This window comes from Streptomyces sp. NPDC006463, assembly GCF_042870715.1.
Taxonomy (GTDB): domain Bacteria; phylum Actinomycetota; class Actinomycetes; order Streptomycetales; family Streptomycetaceae; genus Streptomyces.
Map to the genome: position 1 here is coordinate 267,675 of NZ_JBIAHP010000008.1, position 15,118 is coordinate 282,792.

Genomic DNA, 15,118 nt, shown 5'->3' on the forward strand with positions numbered 1-15,118 from the left:
CGAGGAGAACCTGTCTTGACCGCCACCGAGCCCGTCGGCGCCGCGCCCGCAGCGGAGTCCGCCATAGCCGCCAAGGCGCCGCAGCCCGCCCCTGGCGCGACCCCGCCCCGTGCGCCGTTGATCGCCCGTGCGGCCGCCGAGCTGGTCGGTACCGCCGCCCTGGTCGCGATCGTGGTCGGCTCCGGGATCCAGGCCACCGAGCTCACGGAGGATGTCGCGCTGCAGCTGCTGGCGAACTCCACCGCGACCGTCTTCGGCCTCGGCGTCCTCATCGCCCTCCTCGGCCCGGTGTCCGGTGCGCACTTCAACCCGGCCGTGACGCTGGCCGAGTGGTGGACCGCCCGCCGCGGGGGCGCCGGCGTGAACGCCCGCGAGCTCGCCGTGTACGTGCCGTCCCAGATCGCCGGCGCGATCGCGGGCGTGATCCTGGCGGACGCGATGTTCGGCGAGCCATTGGCCAAGTGGTCCACGCACGATCGCTCCGCAGGGAATCTGCTACTGGGCGAGGTCGTCGCCACGGCCGGGTTGATCCTTCTGATCTTCGGCCTGGCCAAGGCCGACCGGCTTCGCTTCGCGCCCGTCGCGGTCGCCTCCTACATCGGCGCCGCGTACTGGTTCACCTCCTCCACCTCCTTCGCCAACCCGGCCGTCACCATCGGCCGCGCCTTCACCGACACCTTCGCCGGCATCGCCCCGGCCTCTGTGCCGGGATTCATAGGCATGCAGCTGATCGGCGCCGTGGTCGGCCTGGCTCTCGTCGCGGTCATCTTCCCGCGGGGCAAGACCGGCGAGGGACAGCCCGCAGCATGACCCAGCACACCGGGGTGGTGGTGATCGGCGGCGGCCAAGCCGGGCTCGCCGCCGGCTACCACCTGCGCCGCCTGAGCATCGAGCACGTCATCCTCGACGCCCAGGCCGCGCCCGGCGGAGCCTGGCAGCACACCTGGGACTCGCTTCGCCTCTTCTCACCGGCCGCCTACTCCTCCCTGCCGGGCCGGCTGATGCTGGCGCAGGAGGGCCAGGTCTACCCCGAAGCCGAACACGTCGTGGCGTACCTGGCGGACTACGAGAAGCGGTACGAACTCCCCGTTCAGCACAGTGTGTGGGGCGCGGCGGTCCACCGCGACGGCGCCTTCCTGCGGGTCGAGACGGATCGCGGTGACTGGCGGGCCCGCGCGGTCATCAGCGCCACAGGAACCTGGACCCGACCCTTCCTGCCCGCCGTCCCCGGTCGCCGGGAGTTCACCGGGCGCCAGCTCCACACCGTCCAGTACCGCAGCCCTGCTGAGTTCGCCGGACAGCGCGTGATCGTGGTCGGCGGAGGGAACTCCGGCGCCCAGATCGCCGCCGATCTCGCCGGTACCGCCGAGCTGACGTGGGTGACCCAGCGGCCTCCGCGCTATCTGGCTGACGACATCGACGGGCGCGCCCTCTTCGACCACGCCACCGCCCGGCGCCGCGCCCTGGACGAAGGCCACACCGACACCGGCGGCGTCGCCTCCCTCGGCGACATCGTCGCCGTCCAGCCCGTCCGTGCGGCCCGCGACGCCGGACTCCTGACCGCGAAGCCCATGTTCACCCGTCTCACCGAGACCGGCGTGGAGTGGGCCGACGGCATCCGTGCCGAGGCCGACGCCGTCATCTGGTGCACTGGCTTCCGTCCGGCGCTGGCCCACGTCGCCGGCCTGCGCCTGCGCGGAACCCGCGGGGGCATCGCCACAGACGGCACCCGAGCCGTCGACGACCCACGCCTGCACCTGCTCGGGTACGGCGACTGGACCGGTCCCGCCTCCGCGACTCTGATCGGCGTCGGACGCCCGGCCCGCGAGGCAGCCCGGCAGATCGCCGATCTCCTACGCTGACCCGCCGCGGTGCTGCTCAGCGGCCGGGCAGGGTGAGCTGGCGGTGGTGAAAGTCGAAATGCCGGGTGGGGTAGCGGTAGAGGTCCGCCAGGCTCATGAAGTCGTTGAAGCAGGGATCCCAGCGGGTGGGGCAGTGCATGCCGCGCTCAAGGTCGGCCTCGGCTTCCGTTGCCAGACGCCCTGCCAGGGCGGCGGTGACGCGGTCGAACGTGGCGACCATCCGCCGGGGGGTGAAGGCCTTCACCGCTCCCACCGGGCCGAGGTAGTTGACCAGGTCGAACGGCGCCGTCGCTGCGTTCAGCAACCGGGCGAAGCCCTTGCCGACGCTGTCAGGCAGGCGGCCGAAGACGCGCATGAGGACGAGCAAGGCGCGGACGACGATGTAGCCGAACAGCATGTGCCACAGCAGCTGCTCGTTGGTCCACTTGGTGCCCTGGCTCGGTCGCCGCAGGTCGGTGGCGGAGGCGGTCTCCAGCAGGCGGCGGAACGTGTACCGGGCGCGCTCGTAGTCGTCGTACACGGCCTGCCGGTCCAAGACGTGGCTGCTCGTCATGGCCCGCTGCTCTCACTCGGGCCGTGGTGATACCCGCTCCGTGGCTGAATTCACCGCATCGTCAGGTGACGGCACGGCTGCGGTGCTCCATGACGTCACGCCAGGCGCCGCGGTGGCGTCCGATGCGTTCGCGGGTACCGATCACCCGGAAGCCTGCCTTGGCGTGGACGGCCAGGCTCGCGGCGTTCTCGGGGAAGATCCCGGACTGGATCGTCCAGATCCCCGCTGCTTCCGTGGAGGCGATCAGCGCGTCCAGCAGAGCACGGCGACGCCGCCGCCGCGGGCGTCGCGGTGGACGTAGACGGAGTGCTCGACCACGCCGGCGTAGGCGCACCGGTCCGAGACCGCGCTCGCCGCGACCCAGCCGAGCACGGCCTCGTCCTCGTCCAGCGCGACGAAGCGGTGCTCGGCCGGCTTCGCCGAGTCAAACGCAGCCCAGTCCGGCGCGGTGGTCTCGAAGGTGGCGTTGCCCTCCTCGATTCCGGCCTGGTGGATCACGAGGACCCGCTCGGCGTGCTCGGGCAGCAGCGGGGCCGTGTGCACCACGGTCATGCCGCCTTCGCGGCGCCGGTCAGAAGCGCGCCCATGGCGGCGAGGACGGAGGGCTCGACCCGGTAGTACACCCAGGTTCCGCGCCGCTCGGAGGACAGCAGGCCGGCTTCCTTGAGCTTCTTCAGGTGGTGGGAGACGGTCGGCTGGGAGACGCCCACGTCGGAGATGTCGCACACACATGCTTCTCCGCCCTCGTGGGAGGCGACGGCGGAGAACAGGCGCAGGCGCACGGGGTCGCCGAGGGCCTTGAACATCTTCGCCGCGACCTCGGCCTCCTCCGCCGACATCGGGCGCTCGTTCAACGGCGGGCAGCAGGGCGCTACGGCCTCGGGCTCCAGGAGCGGCAACGCCTTCACATTCGACATGCGTCTATGTTGACACATGTCGAACCAGTGCGGAGCGGCCTTTCACCTGCGGCCGAGGTGGACGACCGGGCGCCGGGCGGCGCGTTCCGCATCCCGGCCGCATCCGCGCAACGATTTCGAGGACAGGCTGCGCTGCCACTCCAGCCCCACGAAGGCGATCCCGGGATGGGTGAGGGAGGCGCCGTCGCGGTGACGGGGCGGCCGGCGGAGTCGAGGGCTCCGTCGAGGTGGGTGAGGTGGGGCAGGTCGGGGCGGTAACCGGTGGCCAAGATGATCGAGTCCACTGCCTCCGTACTGCCGTCCGGCCATGTGATCTTGTCGCCGTCCAGGCCGGTGAACATCGGACGCCGGTCGGGCAGGCCGGCGGCGAGGGTGGCCCGGTGGCGGCCGTCGTCCAGGCGGGCAGTCTCCAGAACGACCGGCGCCGCGCCCTGCCTGGCCAGCGCGTGTGCGGCGGCGAGGCCGGACTGTCCGCCCCTGATGACGACTGCTTCCACATGCTCCACGACGACCCGTACGGGTTCGATGAATGTCTATGTTGACGCACATCGAAACAGGTGTCACGCTGATCACGCAAGCCATCGACAGACATCGAAACAACCGGAGCCGACCGTGAACTCGCCTGCCACCACCGACCTGCCCGTCATCGTGATCGGGGCCGGACCCGCCGGCCTGGCCGCCGCCGCCCACCTCGAAGACCGCGGCCTGGACTTCCTCGTCCTGGAAGCCGGCCCCCGCGCCGGGACCGCGACCCGCGACTGGGCCCACGTGCGGCTGTTCTCGCGGTGGGGTGAGGTCGTCGATCCGGTTGCCGAGAAGCTCCTGGCCCCGACCGGCTGGGTCAAGCCGGATGCGGCCTCCTACCCGACGGGCGGGGACTGGGCCGAGCTCTACCTCCAGCCCCTCGCCGACACCCTGGGCGACCGCGTCCGCTTCGGCGCCCGGGTCACCGGGGTCTCCCGCACCGGCCGCGACCGCATCGTCGACGCCGACCGCGACGCCCAGCCCTTCGTCGTCCACATCGAGCACGCCGACGGTCGCGAGGAGCGCGTCTTCGCCCGCGCCGTGATCGACGCCTCCGGCACCTGGTCCACCCCGAGCCCGGCAGGCGGCAGCGGCCTGCCCGCCCTCGGCGAGAAGGCCGCCGCCGACCGGATCGCCTACCGCGTCCCCGACCTCAAGGACCCGGTCGTCCGCGCCCGCTACGCGGGCAGGCGCACCGCCGTGATCGGCTCCGGCGCCTCCGCCTTCACCGCCCTTGCCTACCTCGCCGACCTCGCCAAGGCCGACGACGGCTCCGGCACCAAGGCGCTCTGGGTCCTGCGCCGGGGCATCTCGGGCTCCACGTTCGGCGGCGGCGAAGCCGACCAGCTTCCCGCCCGCGGTGCTCTCGGCCTCGCCGCCAAGGCCGCCGTCGACAACGGGTACGCCGACGCGGTCACCGGCTTCCGCACCGACGCCATCGAACGCGACACCGACGGCTGCCTGATCCTCGTCGGCGAAGACGGCCGACGTCTCGACCCGGTGGACGAGGTGATCGTTCTGACCGGCTTGCGTCCCGACCTGTCCTTCCTGGACGAGCTGCGCCTCGGCCTCGACGAGCGCCTGCAGGCGGCGGTCGAGCTGGCGCCGCTGATCGACCCGAACCAGCACTCCTGCGGCACCGTCTATCCGCACGGCGTGAACGAGCTGTCCCACCCGGAGAAGGATGTCTACCTGGTCGGCATGAAGTCCTACGGCCGCGCCCCGACCTTCCTCGCCATGACCGGCTACGAGCAGGTCCGCTCGATCGCGGCACACCTCGCCGGTGACCAGGAAGCCGCCGAACGCATCGAGCTGACCCTGCCCGAGACCGGCGTGTGCGGCGGAGCAGGCCTCTTCGACCAGCCCGAGACCACCGAACAGAACGGTGGCGGCTGCTGCGCGGCCCCGACCACCCTCACCATCGGCGCACCCGCCTCCTCCGGCGGCTGCTGACCCGCATGCCCACACCAAGGCAAGCGTGGCCGCGACCGGGACGGGGGTCCGGTCGCGGCCCGCGCCGTCCTGCCCGTCCTGTGTGCCACCCAGCCGATGCGCAGCCCGCCGCGCGCAAGGCGCTGGCGGGAGGCCCGGCAGGCGGCATCGTGGCGAGCCGGTGGCTGTCCTCGGCCGCCGAGGAGGCCCGGCTCAAGGCCGGGGACATGCTCGCGGAAGCCCGTACCTCGCTGGGCGAGGAGGTCCCACCTCCCTCGGCCGTCAAGGTCGACCACGACGATCACGGCCACGAGCACTGATCATGTCCGCGATATTCGTCCGCTCGGTCGCCACGGGGCGGGCCCGGCTGACCGGCCCGTGGCTGCGCGACCGCCCCGGCTGCGCCGGACTCGTCGACGACCGCCTCACCCACCTCGGCGGCTTCCACGCCAGCGGATCTTCCCGCGAACGGCAACGGCGCCCGCCGTGGCACCTCATCAAGGGCGGCACCCACCTCGAAGGCATCGGCCGGGTCGCCGCCGTCGTCTTCGACAAGACCGGCACCCTCACCTTCGGCGGTCCCCTGGTCACCAGCGTCGTCACTCTCAACGAGCGCTTCGGCACCGACGATGTGCTCAGCCTGGCCGCCTCCGGCGCGCTCCACGCCCGCCACCCCCTCGCCCGGGCCATCGTCACCCACACCGAAGAGCAGCACCTGCACGTCCCCATCCACCAGGCCTGCGAGGTCGTCCTCGGCATGGGCTTGCGCGCCGAACTCGACGGCACCCGCCTCCTGGTGGGCAGCCCCGCCCTGCAGCGCCGGCACGGCATCGAGCTCACCGAGGACGCCCAAGGCTGGACCGACCACCTGCGCCGCAGCGGCGCGACCGTCATCTGCCTCGCCCAGGACGAGGAGTTCATCGGCCTGCTCGCGGTCTCCGACGCCGTACGGGCGGCGGCGACATCGTCGTCCGGCAGCTGCGCGACCCGGGCGTCTCGCGGCTGGTCCTCCTCACCGGCGACGCCCCCGAGACCGCCCAGGTCGTGGCCGACGCCCTCGGCATCACCGAAGTGCACGCCCACGCCCTGCCGGAGGCCGAACTCCAGCTGATCCGCGACCTAGCACTCCTCCCACGTAGCCCTGGAGACCGCCGACATCGCGCTCGCCGGCAACGACCTGCGCCAGTCGCGGCCGTGGTCGAGCTCGGCCGCCACACCCTGCGCGTCGTGCGGCAGAACTACGGGCTCGCCATCGGCGTCAACCTGCTCGGGCTGGTCGCCGGCGCGGGCGGCTCCATGAACCCGGTGCTCGCGGCGATGCTGCACAACACCAGCAGCATCGCCGTCGTGGGCAACTCCGCCCGCCTGGTCAACCACACCCCGCACCTGCCCCGGGTGGACGAGAGTCTGCTGAGGGCGGCGCCCCTGGAGGAGCGGCGGGTCACATGACGGCGGCCGGCTCCCGGTCAGGTCCCGTCCCCGGCTCGGAGTCCGATCCCGTCACGGGGAGCGGCATCTCGAAGTGGACGGTCCCGAATCCGCCGTGTTCGCCGGTGGCGCGGGCGTCGAAGACCTCCGTGGCCATGCTGCGCCAGAAGCCCTCCGCGCCGGGGATGTCGACGTTGGTGTGCAGGTAGATGCGTTCGTAGCCGGGTACGGCCGCGGCGAACGCACAGGCGGTGTGCACCATCACGCGGGCCAGGCCGTGCCGCCGGTGCTCGGGGCGTACGTAGACCCGCAACAGCTGCGCGGTCCGACCCGAGGGGTAGCGCTCGACGAGGCTCCGCGGGTGCGGAGGGTGGGTGGGACCACGCGAGTTGAGTGCGGTGGTGCCCACCACTTCGCCGTCCTCGCGTACGGCCACGACGAGGGTGTGCCGCGGATGCCGCAGGTAGGTGCCTTCGAGGTCGACGACGTCGGGGTGCCAGTCCGGCACGTACCCGTAGCCGAACTCCCGGTAGAAGGTGTCCAGCATGACCCTCCGGGCACCGGGCAGGTCCTCGGTTCTCGCGTGCCGCACCGTGTACGGCCCGACCCTCTGATCCTGCGTCAGCTCTGTCATCACACTCCGCCTCTCGTGCTCCGGGGGGCGCAGGCTATCGGAAAACCGTCGTATTGGAAATGAAAACGATTTCAGATAACGTCCCGTCGCACAGAGCCGACGGCAGTCTGGAAGGAAGTCCGGTGGGACATCTGCTGGTGATCGAAAGCTGGGTGGGATCGATGAGCGGGCTGCTGCCCAGGGCGATCCGCGAAGACGGGCACGAGTTCACCTTCGTCACCCGCGACCTGCACCACTACCTGCGCTCGGCCCCTGCGGGCGACGGGCCGCACCCGCTGCTCGCGGCCCGCAACGTCATCACGGCGGACACCAACGACACCGGCGCCCTCCTGGCGCATGTCGAGGGGCTGCACGCCGTCCTCGGCTTCGACGGGGTGGTCTCCTCGTGCGACTACTACCTGCCGGCCGTCGCGCACACCGCCCGGCGGCTCGGTCTGCCCGGGCCTTCCCCGGATGCCGTCGAGGCGGCGTGTCGCAAGGACCTGACGCGCCGTGTGCTCGCCGAAGGCGGCGTCCCCGGACCGCGTTTCGCGCTCTGCGCAGGGGCTGCGGAGGCAGCGGTCGCCGCTCGTGAGATCGGGTACCCGCTCGTGGTGAAGCCGGTGGACCTGTGTGCGGGCATGCTGGTCCGCGCGGTGGGCGACGAGCGTGAACTGGAGCTTGCCTGCCAGGCCCTCGCCGAGTTCCCGGTCAACGCGCGCGGTCAGGACCGTGCACACGTCATCCTGCTCGAGGAGCTGCTGCACGGGCCCGAAGTCAGCGTCGAGACCGTCTCCTTCGGCGGCGCCACGCACGTCGTGGGGGTCACCGACAAGAGCATCGGCGGTGCGCCCGCCTTCATCGAGACCGGCCACATGTTCCCGGCCGCCATCGAGGACGTCCGGGCGGCGGAGGCCGCCGAGACCGCGCTGCGGGCGGTCAAGGCGCTGGGCCTGGACCAGGTCGTCTGCCACACCGAGGTCAAGCTGACGCCCGATGGGCCCCGGGTGGTCGAGGTCAACCCCCGCCCGGCCGGCAACCGCATCACCGAACTCGTCCGGCACGTCACGGGCGTCGACCTGGCTGCCGCCTGCGTGGACGTGGCCCTGGGGCGTATGCCCGACCTGGCGCCCCGACCCACCGGCGTGCGCAGCGCCGCCATCTCCTTCCTGCTGCCCGACACCGACGGCATCCTCGCCGGCATCGAGGGGGCAGAGGCCGTACGGGCCCGGCCGGAGGTGCTGGAGCTCAGCCTCGCCGAACCCGGCCGCACCGTGCGGCCCGCCACCAGCAACAACGAGTACCTCGGCCACGTGATGGCCGCCGACACCGAGGGTGTCGGCGCCCGAGCCGCCGCCGAGCGGCTGCTGGCCGGCCTGCGTCCCTGTTACGGGCCCTCCCCGGCGGTGCTCGCATGACCCTGCCGGCCCTGCATGCACCTGAAGCGATCCCGGTGGGCGAGCGCCCGCATGCCGAGCCCGTCGTCCGGACCGTCGACCAGCTCTTCGGTGCGGTCCTGGCTGGTGCGTACGGCCCCGACCCGGTCGGCGAGCGGATCTCGCTCGCGTTCACCACCTCCCAGGCCGTGCGGCACGAAGGGCGCAGCAGCGGCTACCGCAACGAGGTGCTCAGCCTGCGGCTCGACGCGGCGGTCGGATCCTGCGCGGTCGAGCCCGGGGCGCTGCCAGGACGTGCCCTCGACGACTGCGTGGGCGCCAGCGTCACCGACCTCCTCGGGCATCCCTTCCTGCCGGTGCGGATCGCGGCGCTCGACGCCTACCTGGCTCACGTACGCCCCCACACCCCGGACAACGGGGCCCGCCCGTATGCCCTGCCGGCCGGCAGCTCGCTGAGCCGGTCGCGGGCGCGGGCCCGTGCCGTCGTCGACCTGCTGCCCGTCCGCGTGCACCAATCCGGCGAACGCCGTCCGATCTTGGTGATCGGAGTGGTCAACTCGCTTCTGGAGCAGCTGCGTTCGCGCGGCCTCGACTACGTGCCGTGCGACCTCAAGGGCGGCACCACCGAGTGGGGCGAGCCCGTCGCGACCGATGCGGCCGCACACCTGGAACGCTGCGGTGCAGTCCTGGCCTCCGGCATGACCCTCGGCAACGGCACCTTCCAGGGGCTGCTCGACCACGCCGCCCGGAGCGGGAAGCCCCTGGTGATGTTCGCCCAGACCGGCAGCGCCGTCCTGCCCCGCTTCCTCGGCGCCGGCGTGAGCGCCGTCTCCGCCGAGCCGTACCCGTTCTTCTGGCTCGACGGCGGTCCGGGTGTCATCCACCGCTACGGAGGCTGTCCGTGACCACCGCTCCACTCATGCACAGGTCCCACACGGCTGCCGCAAACCCTGGTCTCCTGCCCCTACTCGGGCGGACTCCCGTGGCCCGCATCCATACCCACCTGCCCCATCCCCACCCCGGCTTCTGGGCCAAGCTCGAATGCCTCAGCGCCGGCGGGATGAAGGCCCGCGCGGCGATGTCGATGCTCACCGGCGCCCGCAGACGCGGTGAGCTGCGCCCCGGCGCCCCGGTCGTGGAATCCACCTCCGGCACCATGGGCATCGGGCTGGCCTTCGCCGGGCAGGCCCTCGGCCACCCCGTCATCCTCGTCGGTGACGCCGAACTCGAACCTTCCATGCGGCAGTTGCTGCGCACCTACGGTGCCCGCCTGGAGCTCGTCGACCGCCCCGCGCCCCAGGGCGGCTGGCAGGCCGCCCGCATCGCCCGGCTGCGCGAGGTCCTGGCCCGGACCGAGGACGCCTACTGGCCCGATCAGTACAACAACCCGGACAACCCCGCGGGCTACCTCTCCATGGCCGGGGAACTGATCAGCCAGCTCGACCACCTCGACATCCTGGTGTGCAGCGTGGGCACCGGCGGCCACAGCGCCGGGCTGGTCGGCCCGCTGCGCCGCCGCTGGCCCCGGTTGAAGGTCATCGGCGTCGACTCCGTCGGCTCCGCCATCTTCGGACAGCCCGCGAGGCCACGCCTGATGCGCGGGCTCGGCAGCAGCATCCACCCCCGCAACGTCCGCCACGGGGCGTTCGACGAGGTGCACTGGGTGGGCGCCGCCGAGGCCGTCGACGCCTGCCGCCGGCTCGCCCGCGGCAGCTTCGTCAGCGGCGGCTGGAGTACCGGCGCAGTCGCCCTGGTCTCCGCGTGGGCCGCACGGGCCGAGCCCGGCGCCGTCGTCGCAACCGTGTTCCCCGACGGACCGCACCGCTACCTCGGCACCGTCTACGACGACGACTTCTGCCACGCCCACGGTCTGACCGCCACGGCCCCCGCCACTCGCCCGCTGGAGATCCGGCACCCGTACGGGGCCGAGGCCCTCGGCTGGACTCGCTGCCGGACCGTCGTCGATCCGGTCGCCGCCCCCGGCGGCCAAGCCCGCGCTGCCCGCGTTCCGGCCCCCGGAGGTGCCGTATGAGACTCACCTGGCACACCGCCTCGCTCGAACTGGCGGAGCCGCTGCGGATCTCCCGCTCTGTGATGGCCCGCCGCGACGCGGTCTGGGTCTGCCTGGGGCACGACGGGCTGCACGGCTGGGGGGAGGCCGTCAGCAGTGTCTACCTCGGGCTGCCCACCGAAGACATCCTTCGCCACCTGAGCGCCCTGCGCCCCGCGGTCGAGCGGCTGCCGGACCCGGAGACCGCGTGGGCCGAACTCACGCCCGCAGGCGCTCTCGGCGCGGAGCTGCCCGCAGGGGTCCTCGCCGCGGTCGAGGCCGCCGTACTGGACCTCAGAGGCAAACGGGCGGGTCAACCCGCCCACCAGCTCCTCAGCCGATCCCAGCCCCCGTCGGCCGCCACGGCCCGCACCATCGGCATCGTCGCGCCCATCGCCGCCGCTGCCCAGGCCGGTCGGCTCGCCGAGGCCGGATTCAGCGTGCTGAAGGTCAAGGCCGGATCCGCCGACCCGGCCGAGGACCTCGCCCGGGTCGAGGCCGTCCGCGAAGGAGCACCCGCCGCGGACCTGCTGCTCGACCCCAACGGTGCCTGGACCGAGGACCAGGCCCACGCGCTGCTGCCCCGCTTCGCGGCCCTCGGCGTCACGGCCGTGGAACAGCCGATCGCCGCTGGCCGGCCCGCGGCGCTGGCCCGGGTCGCCGCCGCCTCACCGGTCCCGGTGATCGCCGACGAGGACGCGGTCTCCTACGAGGACGCCGCAGCCCTCGCCGGCCGGGTCCACGGGGTCAACGTCAAACTCGCCAAGTGCGGGGGCGTACGTGCCGCGCTGCGGATCCACGCCGCGCTGGAAGGCAGCGGCACCGACCTCATGCTCGGCTGCCTCACCGCGAGTTCGCTCGGCATCGCTCCCGCCGTCCACCTGGTCGACCGGGCCCGGTGGGTCGATCTCGACGGGCACCTGCTCCTCGCCGACGATCCGTGGACCGGGATCGGCGGCGCCGACGGCACCGTACGCCCCGCTCCGCGCGGTGGCCTGGGGGTGCTGTGCCGGGCAGCCATACCCGCGGGGGCCGCACGGTGAGAACCCTCGCCGCGGTGCGCGGCTTCCCGCCGGCCGTGCAGCTCCTGCTGATCAACCAGCTCGGCGTCAACATCGGCTTCTACCTGCTCATCCCGTACCTGGCCACCCACCTCACCGACGACCTCGGACGGTCGGCGGCCGTGGTCGGCCTGGTCCTGGGCCTGCGCAACCTCAGCCAGCAGGGCCTGTTCCTGATCGGGGGCTCGGCGGCCGACCGCCTCGGGGCCCGCGGCGTGATCACCGCCGGCTGCGGCCTGCGCACCCTCGGCTTCGCGCTGTTCGCCCTGGGCGACGCACCGGCCGTACTGATCGCCGCATCGGTGCTGAGCGGGCTGGCCGGCGCCCTGTTCAACCCGGCCGTGCGGACGTACATCGCCCAGGAGTCCGGACACCGCAAGGCCGAGGCGTTCGCACTGTTCAACGTGTTCGCCACGGCCGGGGCACTGCTCGGGCCGCTGCTGGGGAGCCTGCTGCTGCTCGGCGGTTTCAGAACGGCCGCACTCACCGCTGCCGGGGTGTTCGCGCTACTCACCCTCGCGCAGGCAGTGGTGCTGCCCGCCCGCGTGGTGCCGCGGCCGACCGGCTCGCTCCTCGCAGATTGGCGGGAGGCCGCGGGCAACCGCCGCTTCGTGGCCTTCGCCGTGGCCATGGTCGGGATGTACGGCATGGAGAGCCAGCTCTACCTGCTCCTCCCGCATGCGGCGCGGCAGGCCACCGGCTGGGCGGGGGCCGTCGGGCTGCTCTTCGTCGTCGGGACGCTCGCCAACTTCCTGCTCCAGCTGCGCCTCACCCGGCGGCTCGCCGCGCGGGGCGGCGGACGGGGCCGCTGGATCGCGGCCGGCCTGACCGTCAGCGCGCTCGGCTTCGTGGCGCCGATGCTGGTATCCGGAGCAGCGGGGACGCAGCCGGTGCGGCTGCTGCCGGTCCTGGCCGGAGCGCTGCTCCTCTACCTCGGGTTGATGACCGCCCAGCCGTTCGTCATGGAGCTCATACCCGCCTTCGGCCGCGCCGAGCTCACCGGCACCTTCTACGGCCTGTTCTACGCCGTGTCCGGAGTGGCCGCCGCGGGCGCCGGCACCGGTGTCGGGTGGGCCATGGACGCCGCCACGCGCGGCGGCCCGGCCTGGCTTCCGTTCGGGTGCTGCACGGCCCTGGGCCTCACGTCGGCCGTGGCCGTCACCGTGCTGCACCGGCGCCGGATCCTGCCTGCCGTCCCCGACGCGCCCACTGCGGCGGCGTCCCCGGACCGCGAGGACCCCAGCCCACCCCCGGAAGCGGCGTCCGCCGCCCCGCGCAACGACTCCCGTCCCCTGAGCGAGACCAGATGAGCACCGGAAACCTCCTCACCGACCACCCCGAGCTCTACGAAGAGCGCTTCCCCGATCCCGACCGGCTCGCCGCCCGCTGGGCCGAGGACACCCTGCGCCGTCACGGTGCGGGAGCCCAGGTCCTGGACATCGGCTGCGGCACCGGCCGCGACGCGGCCTGGTTGCACAACGAGGCCGGACGCCGTGTCACCGGCCTCGACACCTCCGAGGCCATGGTCGACCACGCCAGCCGGCGACACCCGGGCCCCGACTACCAGCGCGCCGACATGAGGGACTTCGACCTCGGCCGCACCTTCGACACCGTCCTCTGCCTGGACAGCGCCCTGCTCTACTGCCACACCAACGACGACCTCACCTCCTGCCTCGCCGCCGTCCGCCGCCACCTCACCCCCGGCGGACTTCTCGTCGCGGAGATGCGCAACGGGGCCTTCTTCCTCGGCAACACCGAGCTTCTCCACGGACCGCGCACCGCCTCCTTCGAGTGGCGCGGCACCACCCATACCTCCCACACCACCCTGTGGATCGACCACGGCGCCCAACTCCTGCGCCGCCGTAGGACCTGGAATACCGACGACGGCACCCCGCCGCAGGAGCAGCACTCCGCCTGGCGGCTGCTGTTCCCCCAGGAACTGCGGTACTTCCTCACCACCGCCGCGGCACGTCGCTGGTCAGCGGACGGCCCGTCGCCGCCTACCTGTCCGGCGGGCTCGGTCCCACGGTGCTGCTCGCCTGTGCCACGCTCGCCGTGCTGCTGCCGCTGTCGGCCGGGCTCGGGGTGCTGTGCGCCCGACGCGAGGGCGGTCCGCTGGACCGCACCCTCAGCGCGCTGACCCTGGCCGTGCACTCCGTACCCGAATTCGCCCTCGGAGTGCTGATCACCCACGACGGGGCAGCCGCCGACGCCCTGGCCGACCGAACCGCGGTCCTCGACACCGGCCGCTTGGTCACATGCCAGTAGCCGTCTGCTCCGGCTTCCCTCCAGCGGGAGGGGCTCGGCAGGCAGCGAACGGCCTTGCGGACCCAGTCGGTATACGGGCATTTCAACGGGGCTGAATGCCGGCATGACGATGTCTTGCCGCAGTCTTGGTGGCGCTTTGGCGCATGACGCCATCCCCAGCCCTAGCGTTCCCGTCATGCCGTCTCTGCCGTCACACCCCCCACGCCATGGCAGGCTCCAGGTTCTGCCGTACCGCAAGCCGACGCGCGGTCGGGACTACTGGATCCTGGACGATGTCCTGCCCGACCCCGATGCCGTACGGGCTCGCGTACTTGAGCGGGACGAGTGGGTGGAGGGCTACCCCCACAAGCCCGAGCCGTGGCCGGGGCTGCGCACGATGCCCGGTCTTGAACCGGCGGAGCTCGCGCACGTGGAGAAGCTGGTTTGCAGGACGGTCGGGGTACCCAAGATCTGGACCGTGGATCCCACCGGCGGTGGCACCTTCAACCACAACTGCGTCCAGGTCGTGGGCAAGGACGAATGCGAACCGCGCCCGCACACCGACTCCCGGAGCCTGTGCCGCTACGCGGCGGTGCTGTACCTCAGCCCGGACCTGCCCAAGGACTGCGGAACCAGCTTCTACCGCCAGAATCTGCCCGGCGGCGTCCTGGGCGGCAATCAGGTGCTCGCCCCGCACAACAACCTGGTCGACGCACTCGGCACCCGCTTCGTGCCGGAGGACTCCTTCACCGAGGACCTTCGCGTCCCGCCCCGCTACAACCGTCTGCTGCTGTACTCGGCCAACCTCATCCACACCGCGACCGGTTACGCGGGCAGCACCTTGGAGGACAAGCGAATGACGGCCGTCTTCTTCTGGATGGCCTAAGCGTGTCAGGAAGGCCCTGCCTTCCACACCCTGCTGGGCGAACAGGCGCTGTGGTCTCGGCGGCCCTGAAGTAATGCATGACCAGCTACGCCAGTTGCCGGATACGACGGAGCTGCCCCTGGCCTGTCCTTGGGGATCATCCCGGCTC

At 72.4% G+C, this 15,118-nt stretch carries 16 protein-coding genes and 1 pseudogene; 13 read left to right on the plus strand and 4 right to left on the minus strand.

The features are described from left to right. Positions 1-15 precede the first annotated feature (15 nt). Both ACFYOB_RS17275 and ACFYOB_RS17280 read left to right on the plus strand, forming a co-directional pair. Positions 16-810, plus strand: a complete 795-nt coding sequence (locus tag ACFYOB_RS17275; protein ID WP_388560631.1) for an aquaporin — start codon at positions 16-18, stop codon at positions 808-810. Further along, positions 807-1,862 (plus strand): ArsO family NAD(P)H-dependent flavin-containing monooxygenase, encoded by a 1,056-nt coding sequence (locus tag ACFYOB_RS17280; protein WP_388560633.1) that lies wholly within the window; start codon positions 807-809, stop codon positions 1,860-1,862. The genes ACFYOB_RS17275 and ACFYOB_RS17280 overlap by 4 nt, the downstream gene beginning before the upstream one ends. A gap of 16 nt (positions 1,863-1,878) precedes the next feature. Here ACFYOB_RS17280 and ACFYOB_RS17285 read toward each other — a convergent pair whose 3' ends face one another. From ACFYOB_RS17285 to ACFYOB_RS17295, 3 genes and pseudogenes are all read right to left on the minus strand, one after another. Further along, a complete protein-coding gene (locus ACFYOB_RS17285) occupies positions 1,879-2,415 on the minus strand; it encodes a DinB family protein (RefSeq protein ID WP_388560635.1) in 537 nt (178 codons plus the stop codon). Positions 2,416-2,476: 61 nt separating this feature from the next. Further along, positions 2,477-2,967, minus strand: a pseudogene (locus ACFYOB_RS17290) (GNAT family N-acetyltransferase). Next, a complete protein-coding gene (locus ACFYOB_RS17295) occupies positions 2,964-3,332 on the minus strand; it encodes an ArsR/SmtB family transcription factor (protein ID WP_388560637.1) in 369 nt (122 codons plus the stop codon). Before ACFYOB_RS17295 ends, ACFYOB_RS17290 begins: the two are co-directional and overlap by 4 nt. 612 nt (positions 3,333-3,944) lie before the next feature. Here ACFYOB_RS17295 and ACFYOB_RS17300 point away from each other — a divergent pair. The 4 genes from ACFYOB_RS17300 (at position 3,945) to ACFYOB_RS17315 (ending at position 6,737) form a co-directional block, all read left to right on the plus strand. Next, positions 3,945-5,309 carry an FAD-dependent oxidoreductase gene (locus tag ACFYOB_RS17300; RefSeq protein ID WP_388560639.1) on the plus strand — a complete coding sequence of 455 codons (1,365 nt, stop codon included), beginning with the start codon at positions 3,945-3,947 and terminating at the stop codon, positions 5,307-5,309. Between the two features lie 80 nt (positions 5,310-5,389). Continuing rightward, on the plus strand, positions 5,390-5,608 hold the full coding sequence (locus ACFYOB_RS17305) for a DUF1490 family protein (protein ID WP_388560641.1): 219 nt from the start codon (positions 5,390-5,392) through the stop codon (positions 5,606-5,608). A 2-nt stretch (positions 5,609-5,610) separates the two neighbouring features. Further along, positions 5,611-6,399, plus strand: a complete 789-nt coding sequence (locus ACFYOB_RS17310; protein WP_388560643.1) for an HAD family hydrolase — start codon at positions 5,611-5,613, stop codon at positions 6,397-6,399. Between the two features lie 83 nt (positions 6,400-6,482). Further along, positions 6,483-6,737 carry a hypothetical protein gene (locus ACFYOB_RS17315; RefSeq protein ID WP_388560645.1) on the plus strand — a complete coding sequence of 85 codons (255 nt, stop codon included), beginning with the start codon at positions 6,483-6,485 and terminating at the stop codon, positions 6,735-6,737. On the opposite strand, the gene ACFYOB_RS17320 is transcribed toward ACFYOB_RS17315, so the two are convergent. Further along, positions 6,730-7,350 (minus strand): GNAT family N-acetyltransferase, encoded by a 621-nt coding sequence (locus ACFYOB_RS17320; protein WP_388560647.1) that lies wholly within the window; start codon positions 7,348-7,350, stop codon positions 6,730-6,732. The genes ACFYOB_RS17315 and ACFYOB_RS17320 overlap by 8 nt on opposite strands. Positions 7,351-7,472: 122 nt before the next feature. Between ACFYOB_RS17320 and ACFYOB_RS17325 the strand changes: the two genes are divergently transcribed. The 7 genes from ACFYOB_RS17325 (at position 7,473) to ACFYOB_RS17355 (ending at position 14,970) form a co-directional block, all read left to right on the plus strand. Then, entirely contained in the window at positions 7,473-8,747 is a 1,275-nt protein-coding gene (locus tag ACFYOB_RS17325; RefSeq protein ID WP_388560649.1) for an ATP-grasp domain-containing protein, read from the plus strand. Then, positions 8,744-9,631: a Rossmann-like domain-containing protein gene (locus tag ACFYOB_RS17330; RefSeq protein WP_388560651.1), complete on the plus strand. Its 888-nt coding sequence runs from the start codon at positions 8,744-8,746 to the stop codon at positions 9,629-9,631. Before ACFYOB_RS17325 ends, ACFYOB_RS17330 begins: the two co-directional genes overlap by 4 nt. A 14-nt stretch (positions 9,632-9,645) precedes the next feature. Next, the gene (locus ACFYOB_RS17335; RefSeq protein WP_388560735.1) at positions 9,646-10,758 is read left to right on the plus strand and encodes a PLP-dependent cysteine synthase family protein; all 1,113 of its coding nucleotides are present in this window, start codon (positions 9,646-9,648) and stop codon (positions 10,756-10,758) included. Further along, positions 10,755-11,819: an enolase C-terminal domain-like protein gene (locus tag ACFYOB_RS17340; RefSeq protein WP_388560653.1), complete on the plus strand. Its 1,065-nt coding sequence runs from the start codon at positions 10,755-10,757 to the stop codon at positions 11,817-11,819. Before ACFYOB_RS17335 ends, ACFYOB_RS17340 begins: the two co-directional genes overlap by 4 nt. Beyond that, entirely contained in the window at positions 11,816-13,147 is a 1,332-nt protein-coding gene (locus ACFYOB_RS17345) for an MFS transporter (RefSeq protein WP_388560655.1), read from the plus strand. Before ACFYOB_RS17340 ends, ACFYOB_RS17345 begins: the two co-directional genes overlap by 4 nt. Further along, the gene (locus ACFYOB_RS17350) at positions 13,144-13,977 is read left to right on the plus strand and encodes a class I SAM-dependent DNA methyltransferase (protein WP_388560657.1); all 834 of its coding nucleotides are present in this window, start codon (positions 13,144-13,146) and stop codon (positions 13,975-13,977) included. Before ACFYOB_RS17345 ends, ACFYOB_RS17350 begins: the two co-directional genes overlap by 4 nt. 303 nt (positions 13,978-14,280) lie before the next feature. Next, a complete protein-coding gene (locus ACFYOB_RS17355) occupies positions 14,281-14,970 on the plus strand; it encodes a DUF6445 family protein (protein WP_388560659.1) in 690 nt (229 codons plus the stop codon). Positions 14,971-15,118 lie beyond the last annotated feature (148 nt).

Excerpts from the sequence above, each read along its gene's own strand:
- ACFYOB_RS17330 (WP_388560651.1), top strand. The coding sequence starts at position 8,744 with ATGACCCTGCCGGCCCTGCATGCACCTGAAGCGATCCCGGTGGGCGAG.
- ACFYOB_RS17310 (WP_388560643.1), top strand. The coding sequence starts at position 5,611 with ATGTCCGCGATATTCGTCCGCTCGGTCGCCACGGGGCGGGCCCGGCTG.
- ACFYOB_RS17340 (WP_388560653.1), top strand. The coding sequence starts at position 10,755 with ATGAGACTCACCTGGCACACCGCCTCGCTCGAACTGGCGGAGCCGCTG.
- ACFYOB_RS17295 (WP_388560637.1), bottom strand. The coding sequence starts at position 3,332 with ATGTCGAATGTGAAGGCGTTGCCGCTCCTGGAGCCCGAGGCCGTAGCG.
- ACFYOB_RS17350 (WP_388560657.1), top strand. The coding sequence starts at position 13,144 with ATGAGCACCGGAAACCTCCTCACCGACCACCCCGAGCTCTACGAAGAG.
- ACFYOB_RS17320 (WP_388560647.1), bottom strand. The coding sequence starts at position 7,350 with ATGACAGAGCTGACGCAGGATCAGAGGGTCGGGCCGTACACGGTGCGG.
- ACFYOB_RS17355 (WP_388560659.1), top strand. The coding sequence starts at position 14,281 with ATGCCGTCTCTGCCGTCACACCCCCCACGCCATGGCAGGCTCCAGGTT.
- ACFYOB_RS17285 (WP_388560635.1), bottom strand. The coding sequence starts at position 2,415 with ATGACGAGCAGCCACGTCTTGGACCGGCAGGCCGTGTACGACGACTAC.
- ACFYOB_RS17280 (WP_388560633.1), top strand. The coding sequence starts at position 807 with ATGACCCAGCACACCGGGGTGGTGGTGATCGGCGGCGGCCAAGCCGGG.
- ACFYOB_RS17335 (WP_388560735.1), top strand. The coding sequence starts at position 9,646 with ATGCACAGGTCCCACACGGCTGCCGCAAACCCTGGTCTCCTGCCCCTA.